26 protein-coding genes are annotated in these 24927 nt (G+C 68.9%); 18 read left to right on the top strand and 8 right to left on the bottom strand.

Annotated elements, in window-relative coordinates:
* Nucleotides 1-338 precede the first annotated feature (338 nt).
* Nucleotides 339-2027 carry a signal recognition particle protein gene (gene ffh / locus RWR81_RS05915; RefSeq protein WP_314455840.1) on the top strand — a complete coding sequence of 563 codons (1689 nt, stop codon included), beginning with the start codon at nucleotides 339-341 and terminating at the stop codon, nucleotides 2025-2027.
* 149 nt (nucleotides 2028-2176) lie between these two features.
* On the opposite strand, the gene RWR81_RS05910 is transcribed toward ffh, so the two are convergent.
* From RWR81_RS05910 to RWR81_RS05885, 6 genes are all read right to left on the bottom strand, one after another.
* Nucleotides 2177-2563, bottom strand: a complete 387-nt coding sequence (locus RWR81_RS05910; protein WP_314455838.1) for a DUF4440 domain-containing protein — start codon at nucleotides 2561-2563, stop codon at nucleotides 2177-2179.
* Between the two features lie 48 nt (nucleotides 2564-2611).
* Entirely contained in the window at nucleotides 2612-3226 is a 615-nt protein-coding gene (locus tag RWR81_RS05905; protein WP_314455836.1) for a response regulator transcription factor, read from the bottom strand.
* Entirely contained in the window at nucleotides 3223-4443 is a 1221-nt protein-coding gene (locus RWR81_RS05900) for a histidine kinase (protein WP_314455834.1), read from the bottom strand. The genes RWR81_RS05905 and RWR81_RS05900 overlap by 4 nt, the downstream gene beginning before the upstream one ends.
* Nucleotides 4404-5240, bottom strand: a complete 837-nt coding sequence (locus tag RWR81_RS05895; protein WP_314455832.1) for an ABC transporter — start codon at nucleotides 5238-5240, stop codon at nucleotides 4404-4406. The genes RWR81_RS05900 and RWR81_RS05895 overlap by 40 nt, the downstream gene beginning before the upstream one ends.
* A 99-nt stretch (nucleotides 5241-5339) precedes the next feature.
* The gene (locus RWR81_RS05890; protein WP_314455830.1) at nucleotides 5340-5489 is read right to left on the bottom strand and encodes a hypothetical protein; all 150 of its coding nucleotides are present in this window, start codon (nucleotides 5487-5489) and stop codon (nucleotides 5340-5342) included.
* A complete protein-coding gene (locus tag RWR81_RS05885) occupies nucleotides 5467-6462 on the bottom strand; it encodes an ABC transporter ATP-binding protein (protein ID WP_314455829.1) in 996 nt (331 codons plus the stop codon). The genes RWR81_RS05890 and RWR81_RS05885 overlap by 23 nt, the downstream gene beginning before the upstream one ends.
* A gap of 420 nt (nucleotides 6463-6882) precedes the next feature.
* On the opposite strand from RWR81_RS05885, the gene rpsP reads away from it, so the two are divergent.
* From rpsP to RWR81_RS05820, 13 genes are all read left to right on the top strand, one after another.
* Nucleotides 6883-7359, top strand: coding sequence for a 30S ribosomal protein S16 (rpsP, locus tag RWR81_RS05880; protein ID WP_314455827.1), 477 nt, complete (start codon nucleotides 6883-6885; stop codon nucleotides 7357-7359).
* 1 nt (nucleotide 7360) lies between these two features.
* On the top strand, nucleotides 7361-7597 hold the full coding sequence (locus tag RWR81_RS05875; RefSeq protein ID WP_003786440.1) for an RNA-binding protein: 237 nt from the start codon (nucleotides 7361-7363) through the stop codon (nucleotides 7595-7597).
* 294 nt (nucleotides 7598-7891) lie between these two features.
* The gene (gene rimM, locus RWR81_RS05870) at nucleotides 7892-8428 is read left to right on the top strand and encodes a ribosome maturation factor RimM (RefSeq protein ID WP_314455825.1); all 537 of its coding nucleotides are present in this window, start codon (nucleotides 7892-7894) and stop codon (nucleotides 8426-8428) included.
* Nucleotides 8425-9846 (top strand): tRNA (guanosine(37)-N1)-methyltransferase TrmD, encoded by a 1422-nt coding sequence (trmD, locus tag RWR81_RS05865; protein WP_314455823.1) that lies wholly within the window; start codon nucleotides 8425-8427, stop codon nucleotides 9844-9846. Before rimM ends, trmD begins: the two co-directional genes overlap by 4 nt.
* Nucleotides 9843-10697, top strand: coding sequence for a signal peptidase I (gene lepB, locus RWR81_RS05860; RefSeq protein ID WP_314455821.1), 855 nt, complete (start codon nucleotides 9843-9845; stop codon nucleotides 10695-10697). The genes trmD and lepB (RWR81_RS05860) overlap by 4 nt, the downstream gene beginning before the upstream one ends.
* A 285-nt stretch (nucleotides 10698-10982) precedes the next feature.
* Complete coding sequence (rplS, locus tag RWR81_RS05855) at nucleotides 10983-11330, top strand: 50S ribosomal protein L19 (protein WP_314455818.1); 348 nt, start codon at nucleotides 10983-10985, stop codon at nucleotides 11328-11330.
* Nucleotides 11331-11448: 118 nt separating this feature from the next.
* Nucleotides 11449-12654, top strand: a complete 1206-nt coding sequence (gene lepB / locus RWR81_RS05850; protein ID WP_314455815.1) for a signal peptidase I — start codon at nucleotides 11449-11451, stop codon at nucleotides 12652-12654.
* A complete protein-coding gene (locus tag RWR81_RS05845) occupies nucleotides 12651-13370 on the top strand; it encodes a ribonuclease HII (RefSeq protein WP_314455812.1) in 720 nt (239 codons plus the stop codon). The genes lepB (RWR81_RS05850) and RWR81_RS05845 overlap by 4 nt, the downstream gene beginning before the upstream one ends.
* Nucleotides 13371-13502: 132 nt before the next feature.
* Complete coding sequence (locus RWR81_RS05840; protein ID WP_314455803.1) at nucleotides 13503-13811, top strand: DUF2469 domain-containing protein; 309 nt, start codon at nucleotides 13503-13505, stop codon at nucleotides 13809-13811.
* 167 nt (nucleotides 13812-13978) lie between these two features.
* Entirely contained in the window at nucleotides 13979-14533 is a 555-nt protein-coding gene (locus tag RWR81_RS05835) for a YraN family protein (RefSeq protein ID WP_314455799.1), read from the top strand.
* Nucleotides 14524-16095 (top strand): YifB family Mg chelatase-like AAA ATPase, encoded by a 1572-nt coding sequence (locus RWR81_RS05830; RefSeq protein ID WP_314455796.1) that lies wholly within the window; start codon nucleotides 14524-14526, stop codon nucleotides 16093-16095. The genes RWR81_RS05835 and RWR81_RS05830 overlap by 10 nt, the downstream gene beginning before the upstream one ends.
* Nucleotides 16092-17483, top strand: coding sequence for a DNA-processing protein DprA (locus RWR81_RS05825; RefSeq protein ID WP_314455793.1), 1392 nt, complete (start codon nucleotides 16092-16094; stop codon nucleotides 17481-17483). The genes RWR81_RS05830 and RWR81_RS05825 overlap by 4 nt, the downstream gene beginning before the upstream one ends.
* A 227-nt stretch (nucleotides 17484-17710) precedes the next feature.
* A complete protein-coding gene (locus tag RWR81_RS05820; protein WP_314455790.1) occupies nucleotides 17711-18634 on the top strand; it encodes a tyrosine recombinase XerC in 924 nt (307 codons plus the stop codon).
* A gap of 120 nt (nucleotides 18635-18754) precedes the next feature.
* Here RWR81_RS05820 and RWR81_RS05815 read toward each other — a convergent pair whose 3' ends face one another.
* Nucleotides 18755-19840, bottom strand: coding sequence for a serine hydrolase domain-containing protein (locus tag RWR81_RS05815; protein ID WP_314455787.1), 1086 nt, complete (start codon nucleotides 19838-19840; stop codon nucleotides 18755-18757).
* A gap of 118 nt (nucleotides 19841-19958) precedes the next feature.
* Nucleotides 19959-20687: a M23 family metallopeptidase gene (locus RWR81_RS05810; protein ID WP_314455785.1), complete on the bottom strand. Its 729-nt coding sequence runs from the start codon at nucleotides 20685-20687 to the stop codon at nucleotides 19959-19961.
* 638 nt (nucleotides 20688-21325) lie between these two features.
* Between RWR81_RS05810 and rpsB the strand changes: the two genes are divergently transcribed.
* From rpsB to frr, 4 genes are all read left to right on the top strand, one after another.
* Nucleotides 21326-22186, top strand: coding sequence for a 30S ribosomal protein S2 (gene rpsB, locus RWR81_RS05805; RefSeq protein ID WP_314455782.1), 861 nt, complete (start codon nucleotides 21326-21328; stop codon nucleotides 22184-22186).
* A 115-nt stretch (nucleotides 22187-22301) separates the two neighbouring features.
* Nucleotides 22302-23141, top strand: a complete 840-nt coding sequence (gene tsf / locus RWR81_RS05800; protein WP_314455780.1) for a translation elongation factor Ts — start codon at nucleotides 22302-22304, stop codon at nucleotides 23139-23141.
* 292 nt (nucleotides 23142-23433) lie between these two features.
* Nucleotides 23434-24186, top strand: a complete 753-nt coding sequence (gene pyrH, locus RWR81_RS05795) for a UMP kinase (RefSeq protein WP_314455777.1) — start codon at nucleotides 23434-23436, stop codon at nucleotides 24184-24186.
* A 145-nt stretch (nucleotides 24187-24331) separates the two neighbouring features.
* A complete protein-coding gene (frr, locus tag RWR81_RS05790) occupies nucleotides 24332-24889 on the top strand; it encodes a ribosome recycling factor (RefSeq protein ID WP_314455774.1) in 558 nt (185 codons plus the stop codon).
* The last annotated feature ends 38 nt before the right edge of the window (nucleotides 24890-24927 follow it).

Raw genomic sequence — 24927 nt, 5'->3', positions numbered from 1 at the left:
TGCGGTCCATGGCCCATCGGTCACTACTTGCTCATGACATATCTCAGGGGTCGCCGAGCCGTGAAGTACCGCGGGATACCGGGAGAAAACCCTCGTTCAGGTTGGGCGACGGTGTCAGGCAGAGCCGAGGACTTCAGGCATGACGCATCCGAGGCCGCCGACTGGCGAGTGTGGGCTCAGTCCCGGTCCGGGCGCGGGGGAGAGGACTGGCCCATCTTGCCGCTATCCTGGGTCGCAGTCAGCGGAGCCGCCATGGCTCACGGCCATGGATGTTCCTCCCTCACCCGCTCTGAAGTCTCCCGACCAACGCGCCCGACGGCGCCAGGAAGGACCATCGCGTGTTCGGCAACCTCTCCGATCGCATCACCGCCTCCTTCAACCAGCTGCGCGGCAAGGGTCGTCTCACTGAGGCCGACGTCAACGCCACGGTCACCGAGATCCGCCGCGCCCTCCTGGAGGCTGACGTCGCCCTGCCCGTGGTGCGTGCCTTCACCTCCGCGGTGCGTGAGAAGGCGGTCGACGCCGCCCGCTCCCAGGCCCTCAACCCGGGTCAGCAGGTCGTCAAGATCGTCAATGAGGAGCTCATCGAGATCCTGGGCGGCCAGACCCGCGACATCAACTGGGCCGACCGAGGCCCCACGATCATCATGCTCGCCGGCCTTCAGGGCGCCGGTAAGACCACCCTGGCCGGAAAGCTCGGACGCTGGCTGCGCGACCAGGGCAAGCGCGTCCTGCTGGTCGCCTCCGACCTCCAGCGCCCCAACGCCGTGACCCAGCTGAGCGTCGTCGCCGAGCGCGCCGGGGTGCATGTGTGGGCGCCCGAGCCCGGCAACGGCGTGGGCGACCCGGTGGCCGTGGCCCGCTCCGGTGTCGAGCAGGCACGCACTAACGGTTACGACGTCGTCGTCGTGGACACCGCCGGCCGTCTGGGCGTGGACGCCGAGATGATGGACCAGGCGATCCGCATCCGCGACGCCGTCGTCCCCCATGAGATCCTCTTCGTCCTGGACGCCATGGTCGGTCAGGACGCCGTCAACACCTCGGTCGCATTCCGCGACGGCGTCGGCTTCACCGGCGTGGTCCTCTCCAAGCTCGACGGCGACGCCCGCGGCGGTGCGGCCCTGTCCGTGCGCGGCGTCACCGGCGCTCCGGTCCTGTTCTCCTCCACCGGTGAGGGATTGACCGACTTCGAGCGCTTCCACGCCGACCGGATGGCCTCGCGCATCCTGGACATGGGTGACCTGCTCACTCTCATCGAGCAGGCCGAGCGCACTCTGGACCGTCAAGAGGCCGAGGACGCAGCCGCAAAGCTCGCCAAGGGCGCCTTCACCCTCGACGACTTCCTGAGCCAGCTGCGCCAGATCCGCAAGATGGGCTCCATGAAGAAGCTCCTGGGCATGATGCCCGGTATGGGGCAGATGCGTGATGCCCTGGAGAACTTCGACGAGCGCGAGGTCGATCGCATCGAGGCGATCGTGTGTTCCATGACCCCGGCCGAGCGCAAGGACCTGTCCATTCTCAACGGATCGCGTCGCAGCCGCATCGCCAAGGGATCGGGCACCACGGTCCAGGCCGTCAATGAGCTCGTGGACCGCTTCGAGCAGGCCAAGAAGATGATGGAGGCCATGGCCTCCGGCGGTGGTATGGGCGGACTCGGCGAGGGCGGCGCCATGCCCGGGATGGGGTCGCTGCCCGGCATGGGCAAGCACTCCAAGGCCCGTCAGGCTCCTAAGGCCAAGCGTGGCAAGGGAGGCAAGAAGGGCCGCAGCGGCAACCCCGCCAAGGCCGCTCGTCAGGCCAAGGAGGCCGCGGTCGCCAAGCAGGCCAAGATCGAGGCCGGGCAGACCGCGGCGCCTGCAGCCGGGTCCTCCTTCGGGCTCGGGGGCGGCCAGTCCGGCGCCTCCGGCTACGGGATCATGCCCCAGGCCCAGTCGCAGACTCAGGCCGACGTACAGCCCTCGGGCGACGACGTCGCCGACGCCATGGGAGCCCTGCCCGAGGACCTGCGCCGCCACCTCGGACTGTAGGAGCCCGGCTTGCGGTGCTGGAGGCAGGCACCGCCTCTCGTGTGCGTACGGCAGGCTTCGACGTCTGATTCCTCCGCAGCAGTCCGCCGGCCGCAGCGTGAGGGCTCGCGGCCAGCGCCTCGTCGCCGGCCCGGGTGACCGTGGTGGGCTCAGTCAGTAGCGCCTTCGATAACGGTTCCCTGGTGGAATACCGCCTGCCAGGTCGAGCCCCGGCGACGGTAGAGCGTTGACCTCCGGGTGAGGCGACCTGGCGTCCGTAAGGTGTAGAGGACCTGGATGACGTCGTCGGCAAGGATGCGGGACTCCGCCTCCTCGATTCTGTATCCATCGGCGAGGGAGTCCGCATGAGTTCCCTCCAAGCGTCCCAGGACGACCTCCTTGACCTCGCTGCGGCTGTAACGCCGTCCCGAGGCGCCGACCTCGTTGAAGTCCTCCGCGATCTGCTCATCGAAGGAGCCCGCGTCCCAGATCAACTCCGGGTGGTGGAAGATCGGTTCTCTTCGGATCAGCTCATGCCGCTGTGATGAGCTCTCCATCCCCGGCCTCTCTGTGCTTCGTCGACTGCTTGGAGGTGACTGGGCTCATCATAACCAGCCGTTGGTCTCGGCGGTGCGGGCCGCCTCGGTGCGGTTGCGCGCGTGCGTCTTGCTGATCGCGCTGGACAGGTAGTTGCGCACCGTCCCGGCACCCAGGTGCAGGGAGCCGGCGATGTCGTGGGCGTCCGCGCCGCGTGCCGCCAGTCGCAGCACGTCCTTCTCACGGTCCGTGAGCGGGTTAGGCCCCATGATCACCGACTCCTGGGCGAGTGTCGGGTCAATGACACGCAGACCCCCTGCAACCTTCCGGATCGCCTCGGCCAGCTCCTCGGGCGGGGTGTCCTTGACCAGGAAGCCCGCTGCTCCGGCCTCCAGTGCGCGGGACAGGTAGCCGGGGCGCCCGAAGGTCGTCACAATGAGGCTGCGGCAGCCGGTGCCTGATGCGGTCAGCGCCTCCGCGGTGGCCAGGCCGTCCATGTCCGGCATGTCGATGTCCAGCAGGGCGACGTCGACGGCGTGCTCCCGGGCCAGTGCCGTCACCGCTCGCCCGGTGCCCGTCTGGGCGACGACGGCGATGTCCGGCTCCAGGCTGAGCAACGTGGCCAGCGCCCCCCGGACGAGGGCCTGGTCGTCGGCGATGAGGACGCGGATCGGGGTGCTCACAGGGTGACCTCCAGGACGGTCCCCGGGCGTGCGTCGGTGCCGTCCGGGGCGGGACTGGTCAGGACGAGGGCGCCGCCGACGGCCTCGACGCGCTCGCGCAGGCCGCTCAGCCCGTTGCCGAGACACTGCCCGACGACGCCCACGCCGTCGTCCTGCATACGCACTCGTCCCGGGGCGAGTGCGACGTGCACCTGAGTGGCGCCGGCGTGCCGCAGGACGTTCGTCGTTCCCTCTCGCAGGGCCCAGGCGAGCAGCTCACGCTGGGGCAGGGGGATGTCAGAGGCCCGACCGGCGAGCACGGCGCTGATGTCGGCCGTGGCAAAGGCCGTGCGGGAGGCCTCCACCTGCCCAATCAGGTCCGGGGCGCGCAGGCGGGTGACGGTGGCACGCACGTCCGCCAGGGCCGAGCGGGACAACTCGATGATCTCGGCGAGCTCGCGCTCGGCGGCCCCGGGATCACGGCGCACGAGTCGGTGGGCGACCTCCGCCTTGAGAGTGAGGACGGTCAGGGAGTGCCCAAGAAGGTCGTGGACGTCACGGCCGATCTCCTCGCGCTCGGCGACGGCGGCGAGCACGCGCTCCTCCTCCTGACGTCGAGCAGCGGACTCGGCTCCGATACGGGAGAACGTGACAATGACTGAGGACATGGAGAAACCCATGACCGCCCGCACCACACCCGCCTCGGGGGCGAGGAGGACGCAGCCGAGATCGGTGAGGAGGATGAGGCAGCCGGAGATGATCAGGCCGGTGCGCAGCGTCGTCGCATACAGGATGATCGCACAGAAGTAGGGCAGGTAGGAGCAGGTGTACCACCAGTTCAGGCCTGGTGCGGAGGCGACGGCGGTGAGCGCGAGCAGCACGAGTCTGCTGGTCGCCGGCCGCAGCTGGTCGAGCACGCCCGCACCCTCCGGCAGATCGAGCCAGATCGTCATGGTGGACACCGCCCAGGCGTAGACGCAGGCGAAGCTGAGAAGCCCGGTGACACCCACGATCTTGAACGGCAGCGGTATGTCCTTCTGGATCACGTAGAAGAGGGGGATGAGGAGGAGGACGACCCAGAAGGTGGAGCTCCAGTCGATCCGCCGGTACCAGGGCCCGGTGCGGCCGTCAGCCGCCACCGGGGCGGTGACGGCCGTGCGTTCGCCGGTGCGCGTGCCCATCGGGGGTGCTCCGGCGGTCAGCGGCGCACCGTCGTGCGACGCTGCGCGGTCAGGCACGCCAAGACGAAAACGAGAGTCCACACGGCAATGTTAACGATCGGCACCCACAGGGCCTCGTGGACGACGGCGCTCCCGCCGGTACTGGTCGCGGTGGCGACGGAGTCCCCCTGGAGCGCTCGGCGAGCCAGGCTGCCGACCCCGTACATGGGGGTGCCGTGGGCGAAGTCGAACAGGCCGCCGCTCAGCGGCATGAACAGGTTGCCGAGGAAGGCGAAGACGCTGATCGAGGCGCCCGCGATGCCGACCGCCGCCTGCGCCGGGAACCACAGCCCCACGGCCAGGCCGCAGCAGGCGAAGGGGACGGCGGTCAGCAGGCTCAGGGCGTAGCTGACAGCCCACACCCAGGGCGCGTCCATCTGCGCACCCGTGAAGGCCCCGGCGATGAAGATGACGGTGACCGGGAAGACCGAGACGATGAGGGCGGTCAGCAGCTTGGTGGTGATGTAGGTGCGCAGGCCGCCCGCCGTGAGCGCGATCTGACGGCCCCAACCGCCCACCTGCTCGACCGCGGCTCCCGCGGCCGTGCAGGTGGCGGCGGTGGCCACGGAGAAGACCGACATATTGATCATGATCGAGGAGGCGACATTGCCGCGGCCGGCGTCGTGGGTGGAGAAGTCCTGCATGGCGCCCCAGAACAGGTACATGCCCAGTGGCATGATGAGGGTGAAGAAGCACATGTCGGGGCGGAGCAGGGTGGTCAGGGCGTCGATGCGCGTGTAGGTCCACGGGCGGGGACGACGGGGTGCAGCGGCGGGGCGGCCGTCGCTGCGAGCGGGGGAGGTGGTAGCAGACATGAATGGTTCCTTGATTCTGATGCAGGATGGGCGGACGGGGGGCTGAACCGGGCCGGTGCACCGGCCCGGCAGGGGTCGACGACAGGGAGAACGGTGGGTTCACGCTGCGCGCTCAGGGGCTTCGTCGTGGTCCTCGCCGACGAGCTCGGCGAAGATCTCCTCGAGACTGAGCGCGGTGATGCCGAGGTGACCGGCGGGGGTGGTGGTGAGCAGAAGCCGGGCGACGTCATCCGGGGCGGTGGTGCGCACGGCCAGGTGCGTTCCGTGGACATCCACTCTCAGCAGAGAGCCGGACACCGGGGCCAGGGCGGTACGCAGCGCGGTCTGGCCGGTCAGACCCCGCCCCCCCGCGCAGAACCGGGGTGCCACCCCCCAGGGGCGCCCCACGACCACCCCGCCCGCCGCGGCCACAACACCACGGGCCCCGGGCGGGACGCCGCGCGGCGTGCCGGGCCCGACCCGGCCAGACCGCGCTGACCGTGGTTCCCTCGCCCATGGCGCGCACCTCGTCCACCGAGCCGGCGGCGACCAGACGTCCACGGTCGATGATGATGATGCGGTCCGCGAAGTCGGAGGCCTCCTGCAGGTAGTGGGTGGCGAAGAGAATCGTCCGGCCCTGCGCAGTCTCCCGGCGCATGGTGTCCCAGAAGGCCGAGCGGGCGGTGGGGTCCATGCCGGTGGTCGGTTCGTCCAGTACCAGCAACTCCGGCTGCGCCAGGAGAGCCAGTGCCAGACGGATGCGCTGGGTCTCGCCGCCGGAGCAGCGGGAGACCTTCCGGCGGAGCATCCCGCGCAGATCGGTCTGGTCGATGACCGCCTCGATGTCGGGCTTGCGCGGCTGGAGGGAGGCGATGATGCTGAGAGTCTGGCCGACCGTGAAGGAGGGGATGAGTCCACCGGTCTGGAGGACGGCACCGATGCGCCCGGCCCGCACCGCCTCGCGCGGTGTGACTCCCAAAACGGTAGCGCTGCCCGCGTCGGGCTGGGTGAAGCCGAGGATTACGTCGAGGGTGGTGGACTTGCCGGCCCCGTTGGGGCCGAGGAAGGCGACAACCTCGCCGGGGGCCACGGTGAGATCGAGTCCGTCGACGGCGACGACGGGGCCGAAGGTCTTGCGCAGACCGAGCACATGGACGGCGGGGACGGTTGTGGGATCGGCTTTGGCGCCCACCGGGGGACGACTGGGCGTGCCATAACTCGGGGAAACGGAGGTGCTGCTCATGGTTCGAGGATCGCCCCGGCCGGCCTCGTACGGTACTGAACGCTGTCACCGGCATGACGTGACAGGTGTCATGCGCACTCCGTCTCCGGAACCGTGACCGATTCGGCTCCTCGGCCTTCCTCATCGGGTGGGACTTGATGCCGTCGCGCTTTCCATGGAGGGCAGCTGCTCGCTCCGGTCGTGGTCGACGGCGACGGGCAGGATGAGCTCTGTGGGCGATCTCGCACCCGTGGTGGGTCGGAACGCTTGTTGCGCGCTGGCAACGCCGTCGGGCGCTCTGGCAGAATGTCCGGCTGTACTCGATTGGACGTCGGTCCCTCTCCCGGCCCCGGTCGCGTCTCGGCTCACGCCGGAAACCGTTGCTTGACCCCACCGGGGACCAGCGCGCGCCAAACCATCCAGAACCAGGAGTTCAACCAAGTGGCAGTCAAGATTCGCCTCAAGCGCATGGGCAAGAAGTTTGCCCCCTTCTACCGGGTCGTCGTCCTCGACTCCCGCAAGAAGCGCGATGGTCGCGTCATCGAGGAGATCGGTGTCTACGACCCGATGCAGGAGCCCTCGCTCATCCGCATCGACTCCGAGCGCGTCCAGTACTGGCTCGGTGTGGGCGCTCAGCCCTCCGACGCCGTCTACAAGTTGATCAAGATCACTGGCGACTATCACCAGTTCAAGGGCCTCAAGGGTGTCGAGAGCACCCTCAAGGTCAAGGACGCCGACGCCGCGACGGTCGCCAAGGAGGCTGCGGTCAAGGCCGCCGCCGACGACGCCGAGAAGCGCAAGGCAGCCGCCGCCAAGGCCAAGGCCGAGCAGGAGGCCGCTGCGGCGGCCGAGGCCGGGGCTGAGGAGGAGACCGCTCAGGCCGAGGCCTCCGCTGAGGTCGCCGCCGAGGAGGCCTGAGATGCTGGCCGACGCCCTCGAGCACCTTGTACGGGGCATCGTCGACAACCCCGACGACGTCACCGTCACCTCCCGGTCGCTGCGACGCGGCGACCTTCTGGAGGTGCGGGTCAACCCCGAGGACCTCGGCCGAGTCATCGGCCGCTCGGGCCGTACCGCTCGAGCGCTGCGCACGGTGGTGGGAGCGCTGGCGGACTCGCCGGTGCGCGTCGACGTCGTTGACACCGACCGCCGCTGAGCACGCAGGGCCGCCAGGCCGACAGCATCGGTCACAACCGGCCGATACGAGTGCCCGGTTCCCATGGGGGAGCCGGGCATCGTCGTGTTCTCATTCGGTCGCCCGCCTGATCTCGCCGCCGACGACCGGGTGGCGATTCCGGACAGGAAGCCCCACTGAGGCGGTCAACCTCACGCCGTCGGTGCCCGACGTCATTCCCCATCCCGATGGGAACGTCAACCGGGGCGCGGTAGGTTGGCGTCAGACATCCAGATTCCTCACTAGCCGTTCCACGTCCCGATCCCAGGAGAACAGGTGCTGCTCACCCTTGCCGTCATCGGCCCTGCCCACGCTCTCAAGGGCGAGGTGCGCCTTGATGTCCGCACCGATGACCCCGAGGGTCGCCTCGCGCCTGGAACCACCGTCCCCACCGACCCGGTCCAGGCAGGGCCTTTGACGGTCAGCCGCCTGCGCTTCGACGGCTCCCGCTGGTTCGCCGCCTTCGTGCAGGTGGGTGATCGCACGGCCGCCGAGGCCCTGCGAGGTGTGAGGCTCCTGGTCGAGACCGACGACGCCACGAGCTCTGAGACGGACGATGAGTCCTGGTACCGCCACGAGCTCGTCGGGCTGCGAGCGCTCAGCGTCTCCGGAGAGACGCTGGGAGAGATCACGGACCTGGAGCCCGGAGTCGCCCAGGACCGACTCGTGGTCACCACCCCCGAGGGCGATGACGTGGCCGTGCCCTTCGTGGCCGAGCTCGTCCCGGCCATCGACCCCGAGGCCGGTACCGTGACCCTGGACCCGCCCGGTGGGTTATTCCCCGGATACGGCCAGGCGGAGGAGGCCCGGTGAGGATCGACGTCGTCACCATCTTCCCCGACTACCTCAAGGTCCTGGACCTCTCCCTCATCGGGAGGGCAGCCGACCGAGGCGACCTCGACCTACGCGTCCACGACCTGCGCGACCACGCCCATGACCGGCACCGCACCGTCGACGACACGCCCCTGGGAGGCGGCGCCGGCATGGTGATGAAGCCCGACGTGTGGGGCGATGCCCTCGACGACGTGCTCACTGCCGAGCCCCCGGCCGGTCACCGGCAGGTCCTCATCATCCCCACCCCCTCGGGTGAGGTCTTCACCCAGCGCACCGCCGAGGACCTGGCCGGAGCCGACTCCCTGGTCTTCGCCTGCGGCCGCTATGAGGGCATCGATGCGCGTGTGCCCGAGCACTACGCCTCCCTCGGTATCGAGGTGCGCGAGCTGAGCATCGGCGACTACGTGCTCAACGGGGGAGAGGTCGCCGCCATCGTCATGATTGAGGCGATCGCCCGCCTCCTGCCCGGTGTCCTGGGCAACCCCGAGTCACTGGTCGAGGAGTCCTACGGAGCCGCCGGCCTGCTGGAGTACCCCGTCCACACCCGCCCCACCCGGTGGCGCAGCCTGGAGGTCGACCCCGTCCTGCTGTCCGGCGACCACGCCCGCATCGCCCGCACCCGGCGGGACCAGGCCATCGCCCGAACCGTCAGCCGTCGCCCCGACATGATCGCGCACCTGGATGCTGCCCGTCTGGACCGCGAGGACCGTGCGACCCTGGCGTGCGCGGGGTGGGCGGTCCCGGCCGGGGCGGCGCACCCGGTGCCGGTGCGTATCCGGCTCGCCACCGCCCGCGACGCCGAGGCCCTGGCCGACCTGGCTGCCCGTACCTTCCCCGATGCCTGCGAGCAGGTCATCGCCCCGGAGTCCATCACCCGGCACATCGCCACGAACCTGGTTCCCGAGCTGTTCTCCACCTGGGCCGGCGACGAGCGCGTCGACCTCGTCGTCGCCGAGCTGCCAGCGCCGTTGCCCACCGTGCGGACATCCGGTGAGACGGAGACCGGCGAGAGATCAGAAGGTTTCAACCTGGTCGGCTACGCAGCCGTGCTGCGCGAGGAGCCCGATGCCACCGGCGAGTCGCCCACCGGGCTTGATCCTCGTCCCGCGTGCGTCCGAGTCCGGAGCGGGCAGATCGTCGGCGAGCTGTCCAAGGTCTACGTCGACTCCACCATGCGAGGGTCGGGACTGACCCCCGCTCTCATGAGTGCGGTGATGCAGCAGGCCGCCGACCATGGGACGAATCTGCTCTGGCTCGGCACCCACGTCACCAACAAGCGCGCCCAGAAGGCCTACAAGCGGGCCGGCTTCCGCCAGGTCGGGACCCGCACCTACAACGTCGGAGGCCAGAACGCCCACGACGTCGTCATGATCCGGCGGACAGGAGAAGGCCTATGAGCAGCGGACCCGACCAGAACCTCGAGGACAAGGATGTCGCCGGCGATGCGGCCGACACCCGGAGCGACGGGCCGGGCGTGAAGCGCTCTGGAGCGGGCGACGCCTCATCGCCGGCGACGCAGCTCGGCTCCCGCCTCAAGCAGTGGGGTATCACCCTGTCCTACCTGGTCATCGCCGTGGTGATCATCGCCCTCATCCGCACCTTCGTCATCCAGAGCTTCACGATCCCCTCCGGTTCGATGGAGGACACTCTCACCGAGGGTGACCGTGTCACCGTGACGATGTACGACTCCCGCGACATCGAACGAGGGGACGTCGTCGTCTTCACCGATCCCGACCAGTGGCTGACGACCCAGGAGCCCACGGGCCTTCAGGGCGCCCTCCAGGACTTTCTGGTCGCTATCCGCATCTTCCCCAAGAACGCCGGTCACCACCTCATCAAACGCGTCATCGGGATGCCCGGTGACCACCTCGTCGCCGACGGAAGAGGATCCCTGAGCGTCAACGGTGTCGAGATCCACGAGGACTATCTCAAGCCCGGGCGGTCCTCGTCGGACGTCGCCTTCGATGTCACGGTGCCCGAGGGCCACGTCTGGGTCATGGGCGACAACCGCACCAACTCCTCAGACTCCCGTTATCACCAGAACGACGTGCACCGGGGCTTCGTGCCAATGGATAACGTCGTCGGCGTCGCCAAGAACGTCGTGTGGCCATACTCCCACTGGTCCAGTCTGAGCTCCGGCCACAACGTCTTCTCCCAGGTGCCCGAACCGGCCTCCACCCCCGCGGCGATCCCCGCCGAGTCCACTGAACCCACGCCGACGAGAACCCTGGCCGGCTCCAGCGACTGATCGAATGGTTAATAAAATGTCCTTTGTGTGGGCGCATAGCGTCTACCGGGAGCCCCGTCCGGCTGTGGGCGAGGCGTGAACTCAGGCACGTCGTTGCCAGCGTGCTCGTCTCTGAGTGCGAGCCTATGGCAGACTGAGCGAGCACCTGGGGCCCGCGGCTCCTCTGCCACTGGGGAGGAACGCCGCTGCGAGGGAGTTCAGGGCATCCACTTTCGGTGCTGCTCCCGACGGGGCGGCGCCGCCGAATCAGCACTCCTGACCAGTGGCATGGGTGTGGAGAGAATCATGAACCTGATCGACGAGATCAACGCCGCATCACTGCGCGACGACATCCCCTCCTTCCGTCCCGGGGACACCCTCAAGGTCCACGTCAAGGTCGTTGAGGGATCCCGTACCCGCGTCCAGGTCTTCCAGGGCGTCGTCATCGCACGCCAGGGAGGCGGCGTCTCGGAGACCTTCACGATCCGTAAGATCTCCTTCGGCGTCGGCGTCGAGCGCACCTTCCCCGTCCACACGCCCTCCATCGAGAAGATCGAGGTCGTCACCCGAGGGAAGGTACGTCGCGCCAAGCTCTACTACCTGCGCAACCTGCGCGGTAAGGCCGCCAAGATCAAGGAGCGTCGCGAGGACTGAGCCCCCGCGCTCCCAAGACGGCGCCCGGAGCCTACGGGCTCCGGGCGCTCGTCATCTCTCATTCATCACCGCTCAGCGGCGGACTCAGGCGCATCGACTGGCAAAGGGAAGGGGTACGGTGAGACCACCGCAGGACGAGGCCGACGTCGTCGGACTGGACCTGAAGCAGGCCGTCCCCTCCCAGATCGCCTGTACCTCCAGGTCCGCCGTTACTCCCGCCTGCAGTTCCCCCTCCGCGGGCTCGCCCCAGGAAGCCGGCGAGTCCCCTGTGTCGGTGGGAGAACCCTCGAACGCGGTCTCAGGCGATGACATCGATGAATGGGACTACGACCCGTTCATCGACCCCGACGCCGATCCGGAGCCCGATGTCGAGCCCGTGGATCTTCCCCCCTCCATCCAGCCGCGCCGGCGCGTCGCCCCAACCATCCCCCCGCCGGAGACAGGGTCCCTGCTCCAACGGTTGACGCGGGCGCTGCTCGTCCTGGCGGTCATCATCCTGGTTCCAGCCCTTCTGCGGATGTTCGTCGTCCAGATCTACGAGATTCCCTCGGGCTCCATGGAGCGCACCTTGCGTGACGGAGACAAGGTCGCGGTCACGATGTTCGACTCCGACGATATCGACCGGGGTGACGTCGTCGTCTTCAGCGACCCCGGCGACTGGCTCCAGGTCAAGGAGCCGACAGGTCTGCGCGGTGCTCTCCAGAAGATCTTGATCTCCGTGTACCTCCTACCCGAGAACACCGGTCATCACCTCGTCAAACGGGTGATCGGCGTGGGAGGCGATCATGTGGTCTCCGACGGCAAGGGGATGCTGACTGTCAATGGCGTCGCCATCAAGGAGCCCTACGTCAAGGACGGTCAGATCCCGTCCCTGACGTCCTTCGATGTCACTGTTCCCCAGGGGTACGTATGGGTCATGGGGGACAATCGCAGCAACTCGGCCGATTCGCGCTACCACCGCGATGACCCCCACGGAGGCTTCGTACCCCTGAAGAATGTCGTCGGGGTGGCCAAGGTTGTCTTCCAGTGGCTGAACCCGGGCAGGTGGGGGAGCCTGGGGGGAGGGGAGAGGACTTTCTCCCAGGTCCCCGATCACGACGCCTCCGCGACGCCAGCGCCTTCCACATCCCCCAGTCCTTCGGAAGACACCGGGAAGACGGAAACGACGCAGTCGGTCACCGACTCCGAGGACTCTCGCGACCTCGAGCACCCCGACGACGACAGCGGCGAGTTCCTGGATGCCCCGCGTACAGACTCCGCTCAGAGTGTGGAACTGCCGGGCCCCTCGGACGGATCGGAAGCAGACCGAGGGCTGCCACGGTGAGCCGTGGGGTTCGCACTCATCCTGACCGGCGCGTGGAGAAGGAACTGCTTCAGACCCACAACTATGTCGGTGGTCTGGACGAGGTCGGACGCGGAGCACTCGCCGGGCCGGTCAGCGTAGGTCTGGCAGTCGTTGGCCCCAGTACCGATGACGCCTTCCCCGACGGATTGGCCGACTCCAAGCAGCTGACGGCCCGTGTGCGCACCGGCCTGGTTGCACCCGTGCGCAGCTGGCTGGTGGACTACGCCGTCGCCCACGCCTCGCCGGCGGAGATCGACGAGCGTGGCATCGTCGGAGCCCTGAGACTGGCGGGGCTGCGCGCCCTGCAAGGTGTTGCCGAGCGCGGACACGCCCCCGGCGTCATCATTCTCGATGGCGTAGCCGACTGGCTCACCGCACCACAGCCCGATCTCCTCTCCGCGCTGGAACGCGGCGAGTGCCCGGATGAGATGCCCCGGCCCGACGCATCTCTCCCCACCCCGCCGGTGCGCATGGAGGTCAGAGCGGATGCCCGCTGTGCTGTCGTCGCAGCGGCCAGCGTCCTGGCAAAGGTCGAACGGGACGCCCTTATGGCCGATCTGGACGACCCCGGCTACAGGTGGGCCTCCAACAAGGGCTACGCCTCGCCGGCACATATCAAGGGACTCACCGCCCTGGGGGCCAGCGACCAGCATCGTCGCAGCTGGCACCTGCCCGGACTGGACCGGCGAGGCTGACGTAGCAGGAGGCGGTCGTCATCGGCAGGGGATGACTAGGACGAAGAACGCGGCGATGCCGACCAGCGAGGGAGACCGACTCGCCCCCGCGGCCTGCCGGGCACGGGCGCCGCGGGCAGGCATGATGGCCCGGTGAGCGCAGAAGACCTCGAGTCCTATGAGAACGAGCTGGAGCTCTCGTTGTACCGGGAGTACCGCGACGTCGCCTCCCTGTTCTCCTACGTGGTGGAGACCGAGAGACGGTTCTACCTGGCCAACGCCGTCGACGTTCAGGTACGCACCAATGGCGGGGAGGTCTTCTTCGAGCTCACCCTCGAGGATGCCTGGGTGTGGGACATCTACCGCGCCTCCCGGTTCGTGAAGTCTGTCCACGTCGTCACCTTCAAGGACGTCAACGTCGAGGAGCTCACCAAGCTCGAGATGGACATCCCCTCGCCCTGACCTCCTTCCCGATGCTGCGCTGCCATCTCCGGTGGCGCCCGCTCGGCTGCGCAGCCCTGCTCGCCGGGAGCCACAGGACGTCTCCTGCAAGCGTCGTCCACAGAGCCGATCGGGCTGTGGCGCGCACTGGCTGACCTGGCCTCAGGCTAGTGGCGGAGGTGATCGGGATGACCGACCAGGTCGTAGCAGCCGCAACAGGAAGAACAGTGATCGCAGCGAGATGCGGCCATCACCTGCTCAGGCAGCGCGCCCGGGGCTCGGGTGGTGCAGGAGCCGATCCTGCAGGAGCGTCCCGTCTGCGCACCGGACGTCGTGGGGAGGACCTCGCCACCACCTACCTGGAGGACATCGGGTGGCAGGTCCTGGAGCGCAACTGGCGTCCGGATCACGGCCTGCGTGGCGAGATCGACATCATCGCCCTGGACCCCACCCACGTGCACCGCGAGCCGAGCAGTGCGCCCGTCGCCAAGCCTGGTGAGGCGTGGCCGAGGCTCGTCATCGTCGAGGTCAAGACCCGCAGCTCCCTGCGCCAGGGACCACCGGCAGCCGCGGTCGGTGCCCGCAAGGTAGCCCGACTGCGTGCCCTGGCAGCTGCCTGGGCGACCACCCATGAGCCCCCGCCGCACACCGGCATACGTCTCGACGTCGTCTCCATCCTCCTGCGCGATGCGCGTCCTGCGCTGCTGCGCCACCACCGGGCGGTGGACGCGTCATGGGGCTAGCGCGCACGCTCGCGGTCACGCTGACCGGGTTGGCCGGACACATCGTCGACGTCGAGGCTCACGCCGCCCAGGGCCTGCCCGGATTCACCCTCGTGGGCCTACCCGATACCGCCGTGCGCGAGTCGCGTGAGCGTGTTCGGGCCGCGTTGAGCACCTGCGGCGTCACCTGGGGCGAGCAGCGCCTGACCGTCAACCTCTCCCCGGCCGACCTGCGCAAGACTGGGACCGGATTGGATCTGGCGCTCGCCCTGGCCGTCCTGGGCGCACGTGGCCGGCTCGGACGGTCCGCGGCCGGGCTCCTGGGACGAACCGTCTACATCGGCGAGCTCGGGCTGGACGGCTCGGTGCACTCCGTACGCGGCGTCCTGCCCAGCGTCCAGGCCGCGGTGGCCGCCGGGGTGGAGGAGATCGTCGTCGCCCAGGAGGCCGCGGCCGAGGCCGAGCTCGTACCCGGCGCCCGGGTCACCGCCGTCAGACACGTCGGTCAGCTCGTGGAGCGTTACGGCGGGCGCCTGAGTGCAGCCGTGGCCGCGGCGGTGGAGCAGATCGCCGAGGCCGGAACAGATGATGCTTCTACGGCCCTCCCTCATGACGCCGAGCCGCCGGACCTGGCTGACGTCGTCGGGCAGAGTGAGGCCCGCCAGGCCCTCGAGGTCGCCGCGGCCGGGGGCCATCACCTCATCATGGTGGGACCTCCGGGAACGGGAAAGACCATGCTTGCCGAAAGACTCCCCTCCATCCTGCCGCCCCTGGAGCAGACGGACGCCGTCACCGTCACCTCTCTGCACTCCGTGGCCGGCATCTTCGATCCCGCGCACGGACTCATCACCCGGCCGCCGTTGCGCGCACCGCACCACACGGCGACTCGGGCCGCCGTCGTCGGAGGCGGCTCCGGCATGCCCCGCCCCGGAGACGTCTCCCTGGCTCACCGGGGCGTGCTCTTCCTCGACGAGGCCCCCGAGTTCAGTGCGGGCGTCCTGGACTGCCTGCGCCAACCGTTGGAGTCGGGGGTGGTCACCATCGACCGCGTGGGTGGGCGGGCCAGCTACCCGGCCGCCTTCCAGCTCGTCCTGGCCGCCAACCCCTGCCCCTGCGGCAAGGCCGGCGGCCGCGGCCTGGAGTGCACCTGCACCTCCCTGCAGCGACGGCGCTACTTCTCACGACTGTCCGGTCCGCTGTTGGACCGGGTCGACATCAAGGTCGAGGTCGGCGCCGTCAGTGCTGTTGATCTCGCTTCTGCGGGCAGAGGAGAGTCCAGCGCCGTGGTGGCGCGGCGCGTCCTGCGCGCCCGCCAGGCCGCGGAGCGCAGGCTGGCCGGCACACCGTGGCGCCTCAACGCCGAGGTTCCCGGCTCCTACCTCAGAGGCCCCGACGGTGGGCTCAGCGCTCCGCTCAGCCGTCGGCTCATGACCGCCCTGGAACGCGGGGACCTCTCCCTGCGCGGGGTGGACCGGGTCCTCAGACTGGCCTGGACCCTCGCCGACCTCGAGGGTGTCGACAGTCTCGCCCTCACCCACATCGGGATCGCCCTGGCCCTGAGAACCTCAGGAGTGCGTCCATGAAACTGCCCTACGACATTGATGATCCGGCGCTGGCGCGCGCAACCTGGTCCCGTCTGGCCGAGCCCAACAGTGCCACCGCAGCCATGGTGGTGGGCGGGCTCGGGCCGAGCCTCGCCCTGAGATGGCTGCTGGAGGAGGCCGTCGACTCCTCGGGACGTCCGCGCGGCGCCCCTCGCCCGCCGGTGCCGGACCCGCCTCTGGGCGCCTCCAGTGCGGGCGAGGCCAGTGCCCACTGGGCGCAGGTCGCCGCGCGCTGGATCCCGCGCCTGGAGGGACTCGACATCCGCCGCGAGCTGGATGTGCTCGACCGTCTCGGCGGGAGCCTCATCCTCCCGGGAGACACCTGGTGGCCGCCGGGGCTCGATGAGCTGGAGTACCCGCCCTTCTGCCTGTGGGTGCGAGGGGACCCGGCACTGTTGGTCAGCGCCAAGGACCTGGAGACGGTGAACAGGACCAGCGGCGGGAGCGGCCCCGGGACCAGCGGCGAGAAGGACGGCCGCAGTGATTCAGTTGCCGTCAACGACCCCGGGGGCGCAGGCGGCGAGGTGATCGCCCAAGCCAGATGCATGCCCGTTCGGGAGCAGCGGATGCCGGCGGGACCGGCCAACGGGCTGTGCCTGGCCCTGGTAGGAGCCCGGGCCTCCACCAGGTACGGCGAGGGAGTAGCCGGGTCCCTGGCCTCCGGAGTGACGGCGAAGGGCGGCCTCATCGTCTCCGGGGGAGCCTTCGGTATCGACGCCTGCGCCCATCGCGGTGCACTGAGGGAAGGTCCCACCGTGTCAGTCTCCGCCGGGGGAGTGGACCGCCTCTACCCGGTGGGAAACACCGGGGTGCTGGAGGCGGTCATCGCCTCCGGGGCGCTGGTGGCGGAGGTACCGCCGGGGTGCCAGCCCGGTCGGCACCGGTTCGTCTCACGCAACCGCGTCATCGCGGCGATCTCCAGGGCGACGATCGTGGTGGAGGCGGCCTGGCGCTCGGGCGCCCTGTCCACCGCCCACCGGGCCCTCGAGCTGGGCAGGCAGGTGGGCGCCGTTCCTGGCCCCGTGACCTCCATGTCCTCGGTCGGATGCCACCGGCTCCTGCGCAAGGGGGCGGTCTGCATCACCGACACCGACGACGCCCTGGAGCTGCTGACGCCCTTGGGCACCGTCGACGCGGATGCCGCCAAGGAGCATGACCCCGAGCTGACCGGTGGCGGGCTTCTCGACGGCCTGGATCCGGCCGCCTCCCTCGTCCTGGACGCCATGCCCGCCCGGGCCGCGGCGAGCACCGAGTCCATCGTCCGCTCCTCAGGGTTGTCCCCGAAGGAGACGACATCGGCACTGGGGATCCTGGAGCTCTCAGGGAAGGTGCAGCGTACCGCCTCCGGTTGGCGGAGGCGGCGTTGAACTCGGGATTCCCCGGAGGATGATGAGCGGAGGTGCCATCGGTCCTGTGGGGCGTCACAGCCGTTCGAGAGGTGAAGAGACGATTGTGCTGTTGTGCTGTTCACCGATGGTCGGCACCGGATCTGCCAGTGACGTCGGTATGCCACTGTCGCCAAGATCTGCGTACAGTTCTCTGAACCCATCCGACTCACTTATCCGCTTCAGCCGTTGTCAGGGGGACTTCTGTGATGTCGAGGACACGCTCCGACCTCCTTGCCGCCTATCGGCGGTACCTGTCTCTGCAGCGGGATCTGTCCCAGCACACCGTGCGCGCCTACCTTGTCGACATCGATGATCTCCTGAACTTTCTCGGTGTCGGCGAGGGTGACGACGAACCCGTCGGTCCGGCCCTGGCCACCCTCGATCTGACGGACCTGCGCGACTGGCTTGCCGCACTGGCCGCCAGCGGGCACTCTCGTGCCACCCTGGCCCGCCGCTCCGCCTCGGTGAGGACGTTCTCCGCCTGGGCCTTCGAGGAGGGCAGGCTCTCCTCCGACGTCGCCGCACGCCTGCGGGCCCCCCGGGTCGACAACCGTCTACCCGGAGTGCTGACGACCCAGCAGGCCGCACAGCTCCTTAAGACCGCCGCAGACCTCGCTGCGGACGGGGACGCCCTGGCCGTGCGCGACCTGGCCATCGTCGAGACGCTCTACGCCACTGGCGCGCGGGTCTCCGAGCTCGTTGGCCTCGATGTCACCGACCTGGACCACTCTCAACGCACGTTGCGTGTCCTGGGTAAAGGGCGCAAGGAACGCACCGTCCCATACGGGCTGCCCGCCGCCAGGGCCTTGGAGGGCTGGCTGAACCGGCGAGGCGAGATCTGTGCTCCCGACGCCGGCGCCGCGCTCTTCCTGGGAGCGCGAGGACGGCGTATCGATCCCCGAGCGGTGCGCGACATCGTCCACAGGCTGTGCGCGGCCGCCCAGGTTCCTGATCTGGGGCCGCACGGACTGAGGCACAGTACCGCCACCCACGTGCTGGACGGGGGAGCAGATCTGCGTAGCGTTCAGGAGCTTCTGGGCCACTCCTCGTTGGCCACTACTCAGCGCTACACTCACGTCTCCGCCGAGCGACTGCGCAGTGTCTACGAACAGGCCTTCCCCCGCGCTTGAGGCGGCGAGCAAGTCCGTCCGACGGCGCGGTGGCGGGGCCGGCCCCCGCGCGTGAGGTCCGGCCCCATGGTCATCCCGAAGGAATGCAGGACCCGGGGCCCGCCGGCGGGGGAGCGCAATTCAGGACAGGCGGGTCAGCTGACGGGCGATCGCGGCGTGCAGCGTGAAACTGCGCCGCATCTGCGCGGTGCTGTGGAGGTTCATGACGACGTGGGCACGCTGGCGCGGGTAGAAGAAGCAGTGCACCGCCCACAGGCCCAGGCCTCCCACCGGCTCGGGCAGGCCTCGCAGGACCAGGGGCATGAGCTCGCCGAAGCGAATCGTGGCCAACCCCGTCCCGTAGTGGAGGCCCGCGCGCAGGCGGGAGCGGGGCCGGGCCAGGCACGCCAGCAGATCCCGATTGAGCAGGTCTCCCTCATGCAGGGCCTCCTGGAACCGCACCATGTCCTCCAGGGTTGTCACCGCGCCGCCGTCAGCGGACCCGGCGGACAGCGCCCTGGCATGGCTGATCTCCGCACCCTTGACCCAGACCGGAGCGATCTTCAGACCTGCCAGTTCCTCATCGGTGGCCGTGGAGTGCGGCTGACCCGTGCGCGTCATCCCCGCGGGCTGGAACACCTGGGTGCGCAGCACCTCGTGGGTGGACAGGCCGGTGACTTCCTGGAGCACGCACTGAGCCAGGGCGTAGTTGGCGTCCCCGTAGGCGAAGCTCTCACCAGGGCGGCCCAGGGACGGCAGCCCCGCGCACTGCGCCACCACCTCGGCCGGGTCCCACCGGCGGTCGGGTTGACGCATGATGCGGTCCAGCGAGCACTCGGTGGAGTGCCCGCGCGGTGGCTCCATCGGGTCGGGCAGTCCTGAGCGGTGGCTGAGCAGATGACCCAGGGTCAGCTCCCGGGACAGAATGACGCCCGGAGCGGTGGGCAGTGCGGACAGATCGATGTCGGGGGCCAGCTCGCCGATCGGCGCATCCAGGGACAGCTGCCCCTGCTGGGCCAGGCGCGCCGCCGCGACCGCTACGAAGGGCTTTCCCGCGCTCGCGGTATGGAAAAGCCGGTCGACCTCGCCGAAGGAGAACCTCACCCCCGGGGCGACGACGAGCAGCTGCGGCGCCGGCAGGTCTGGGCGTCGCTTTGCGACCATCCTCTGCAGCCTGGGCCGCAGGGAGGTCTCGAACCAGTGCTGGAGGGATTCGGAGGACCTCATGCCTCCACCTCTCTCAGCGAAACATCCATGAGAGAGGTCGTGTCTGAGATCTCACTGTTCTCCACGACGCCCCATCATCGGCAGGAACGCTTGCTGGATCAAGTGCCGATCACCGGTCCTACTGGACCGGCTTGAGGCGGATGACGGCCGGCTGCAGCAGACGCAGCGGGTTGATATAGGTCTTGGGGCCGGTGCGCGCGCCCCAGTGCAGGGCGCAGACCCCGTCCGAGCGGTGCCCCGGCAGCAGGGTACCGATGACCTGGCCGACATCTACCGTGTCACCCGCTCCGACAGCCGGTTCCACTGGCTCATAGGTGGTGCGGATCCCGTCGGCGTGGTCGATGGAGACCACCGGACGCCCGGCCACCATGCCGGCGAAGGCGACCGTCCCCGCGGCGGCGCTGCGGATCTGCGTGCCCTCCGCGGCAGCCAGGTCCACGCCGCGGTGCCCGTGTCCCCATACGATGGCCGGCGGGTCGAAGTTCTCCACCACGGTGGCCGGTACACCGGTCGGCCACTGGTAGCGCCCTCGCGGACGTCTGGGCTCCGGGGATCGCCCAAAGTTTTCCCCTGCACCGGTCTCTGTCTCTCCGATGGGCTGAGCGATGAGACCGGAGTCAGCGAAGAGCGGGGTCATTGATCCGTACTCTCCGGCGAAGGCGGATGTGATCTCGGGCAGGTCAGGATCCTGGAGCTCCAGCTGGGTGCCGGTGTTTGGGGTTGGAACCGAGTCCGGACCCGGAACCGTGATTACCTCCCGAGCCGAAACCGTCTGGGAGCTGCCGGAGGGGGCTGCGGGCAGCGGCGGAGCGGTCAACGCTCCGCAGGCGATCAGGGCCGTGGTCACAGCCGCCAGACGACGGGCGCTGTCAGGAGCCGGAGAGGACACGGGCGGGACGCCGGACGGTGGGCGTGAGGGTCCAGTGCCGTGCTCGCCGTGCTCCCTGTAGGCTCGCTGCGCTGCCTGTGGCTTTTGTCCTGAATGCATGCCCCCAGGGTGCGCTTCGGTCGGCCCCAGTTGCCGGGGACGTCGTCGCCCCTGTGGAAAACGCTTTCGGGGACCGGCCTGTGGTGACCGGAATGACTCCGGATGTCGCCGAATCGGCCTCGGCAGCGGGACCAGCCCTGTGGTAGCCTCACCTGCGCAGTATTCTGCGGATCGCTCCGGCATCAGCGGGAGACCGGCCCGGAATACTGACTTCGCGTGCCTGCACCCGAGCGCTTCGGGACGTCCCTCCGGGCGACACGGCCGCGGTCCCGGTCATCACGGTTCGCCACGGTGAGCGGGTGGCCGTGCGTCGCAGGCACCAGGCCCCATCCGCGCCGGCTCCCAGCCGGTCACCGATTTCGGTGCGCGTTCGCAGGCGTGCGGAACCACGGGGAAGAACCCAGAAGAAGAACCCCGGGACGTGCCCGAGCGCAACTCGGCCGTCCCCCGAATGATCGTGCGTCGAGCAACCTCTCGGCACACACGGAAGGACCGTCATGGCCGTCGTCACCATGCGCCAGCTCCTTGACAGCGGTGTCCACTTCGGGCACCAGACCCGTCGCTGGAACCCCAAGATGAAGCGCTTCATCCTCACCGAGCGCAACGGCATCTACATCATCGACCTCCAGCAGTCCATCGAGGGCATCAACACCGCCTACGACTTCGTCAAGGAGATCGTCGCTCGCGGCGGCAACATCCTGTTCGTCGGGACCAAGAAGCAGGCCCAGGCCGCAGTGGCCGAGCAGGCCCAGCGTGTCGGCATGCCCTACGTCAACCAGCGCTGGCTGGGCGGCATGCTCACCAACTTCTCCACCGTGCGCGCCCGTTTGGACCGTATGAAGGAGCTCGAGCAGATCGACTTCGACGACGTGGCCGGCTCCGGCCGCACCAAGAAGGAGCTGCTCATGATGCGCCGCGAGAAGGACAAGCTTCAGCGCACCCTGGGCGGCATCCGCGATATGAGCAAGCTCCCCGCCGCCGTATGGGTGGTGGACACCAAGAAGGAGCACCTGGCCATCTCCGAGGCCCAGAAGCTCGGGATCCCGGTCATCGCCATCCTGGACACCAACTGTGACCCCGACGAGGCCACCTACGGCATTCCCGGTAATGACGATGCCATCCGCGCCGTCACCCTGCTGACCCGCGTCGTGGCCGATGCCGCCGCCGAGGGCGTGCTGGCCCGCTCCGGTGGCCGCGTTCGCACCGGCGAGGAGGCCGAGGTGACCTCCGCCGACGCCGAGCCGCTGCCCGAGTGGGAGGCCCAGCTCCTCGCCGGCGCTGAGGCCACTGAGGCTGCCGCGGAGACTGCTGAGGCCGTCGATGCCGGAGCCGAGGCCCCCGTCGCGGAGCAGGCCTGAGCCCGGGCGCATCGTTTCAGCTCCTTAGTTCACAGCGCGGCGTCCACGCGCTGTGAACACCTTTCATACGTCCTTTTCACACGTCTATTAGTCACTGACTGACCAGGAGACATTCATGGCGAACTACACCACTGCTGACATCAAGGCGCTGCGCGAGAAGACCGGCGCCGGCATGCTCGACGTCAAGAAGGCCCTCGACGAGGCCAACGGCGACGCCGAGAAGGCCATTGAGATCATTCGCGTCAAGGGCCTCAAGGGCATCGCCAAGCGCGAGGGCCGCGCCGCCTCCGCCGGCCTCATCGCCGCCAAGGTCGTCGACTCCGGCAACGGCCAGGTCGGCGTCCTCGTCGAGATCAATGCCGAGACCGACTTCGTGGCCAAGAACCAGAAGTTCCTCGACTACGCCGAGCAGGTCCTCTCCGCTGCCCTGGACTCCGGCGCCACCGACGCCGAGGCCCTGGCCGAGGTCGAGGTCGACGGCTCCACCGTCAAGGAGCTCACCGACGGCATGCAGGCCGTCATCGGCGAGAAGATCGTCGTGCGTCGCGTCGGCCGCCTCGAGGCCGACAAGATCGAGCTCTACCTGCACCGCACCAACCCCGACCTGCCCGCCCAGGTCGGCGTCCTAGTGGGCACCGACGCCAAGGCCACCGAGGTGGCCCACGACGTCGCCATGCACATCGCCGCCTACTCCCCGGCCTACGCCACCCGCGACGACGTGCCGGCCGAGGTCGTGGACAAGGAGCGCGCCATCGCCGAGGAGACCACCCGCGCCGAGGGCAAGCCCGAGAAGGCCATCCCCAAGATCGTCGAGGGCCGCCTCAGCGGCTTCTTCAAGGAGAACGTCCTGCTCGACCAGGCCTTCGCCAAGGACCCCAAGACCACGGTCGGCAAGGTCGTTGAGGCCACCGGCGGCGAGCTGACCGGCTTCGTCCGCTTCCGCGTGGGCGCCTGAGCCGCCTCGGCCCGGTGCGTCGGGGTGACGGCGTCGCCGGCACCATCAGCGATATCCGAGGCCATCCTGGGCGGGGTCCCGAGCATCATGTTCGCGACCCCGCCCCGCCCTTTTCCTACATCATTGGCCTCCGCCCCGGGACTGCGTTGCTGAGGCGGTCGCGAAGCATGTCGCAGGGCATAGTCCCATGGCGTGTCTGACCACCGGGGGTGACCGTCATCGTGGCCCGATGCTGTCGTGGACGGGGTAGGCTGTGCGAAGCCTGCCCGCCGACCCCAGGAGATACAGCGCAATGAGTCAGGAACCGGCTCGTGACGACCGCGTCGCCCACGGCACACACCCCAGACGCGTCCTGCTCAAGCTCTCCGGCGAGGTCTTCGGTGGCGGATCGATAGGGCTGGATCCCGACGTCGTCTCCGACGCCGCCCGCCAGATCGCTGATGCCGTCCGCGCCGGCGTTCAGGTCTCCGTCGTCGTCGGTGGCGGGAACTTCTTCCGCGGCGCCGAGCTCTCGTCACGAGGCATGGACCGTGCCCGCGCCGACTACATGGGCATGCTGGGTACTGTCATGAACGCCCTGGCCCTCCAGGACTTCATCGAGAAGGCCGGCGTTCCCGCCCGCGTCCAGACCGCCATCGCCATGGGGCAGGTCGCCGAGTCCTACATCCCCCTGCGCGCCATCCGTCACATGGAGAAGAACCGTGTCGTCGTCTTCGGTGCTGGCGCCGGCCTGCCCTATTTCTCCACCGACACGGTCTCAGCCCAGCGGGCCCTGGAGACCCACTGCGACGAGTTGCTCGTGGGCAAGAACGGGGTCGACGGCGTCTACACCGCCGACCCTCGCAGAAACCCCGATGCCCAGCGCCTCGACCACCTCACCTACGAGCGGGCCCTGACCGACGGCCTCCAGGTGGTTGACGCTTCTGCCTTCGCCCTGTGTCGCGACAACGGGCTGACCATGCGGGTCTTCGGCATGGGAGAGCCTGGCAACATCACCCGTGCTCTCCTGGGTGAGAGAATCGGGACGCTCGTCAGCTGCAACTGACTCGGCGCAGGGTTCCGCGGGACCGACGACGGCTCCGCCCTCCCCTGCCTCCATCTACCGCACAGGTATATCAGGCATATATCGCCATCCCCGTGATGGCCGATCACGACATACGAACCTACGATCGCCCAGCAAAGGAAGCACCATGATCGACGACGTCATGCTCGAGGCCGAGGACAAGATGGACAAGGCCCTCCAGGCCGCCAAGAGCGAGCTCGCCTCCATCCGCACCGGCCGTGCCAACCCCTCGATGTTCAACGGGATCGTCGTGGACTACTACGGCGCCCCCACCCCGCTCCAGCAGCTCGCCTCCCTGACGATCCCCGAGGCCCGTACCGTCCTGGTCAGCCCCTTCGACCGCTCGGCGATGAAGGACATCGTCACCGCCATCCGTGAGTCCGACCTCGGTGTCAACCCCACCGACGACGGCACCGTCATCCGCGTCACCCTGCCGGCATTGACCGAGGAGCGTCGCAAGGACTACGTCAAGCTCGTCCGTTCCCGTGCCGAGGACTCCCGCGTCCAGGTGCGCGGTATCCGCGGCAAGGCCAAGAAGGAGCTCGAGGCCATCAAGAAGGACGGCGAGGCCGGCGAGGACGACGTCAAGCGCGCCGAGCACGAGCTCGACGGCCTCACCAAGCGCTTCGTCGAGCAGATCGACGCCGCTCTGAGCGCCAAGGAGAGCGAGCTCCTCGAGGTCTGACCCGACCGATCCCGGGGCCGGCGGCCCCTGCGCACGCC

Origin of the sequence: uncultured Actinomyces sp. (genome assembly GCF_963526355.1) — a bacterium.
Lineage (GTDB): Bacteria > Actinomycetota > Actinomycetes > Actinomycetales > Actinomycetaceae > Actinomyces.
Note: the sequence above shows the minus strand (reverse complement) of the source record. Positions and strands in the feature narration are given on the sequence as shown.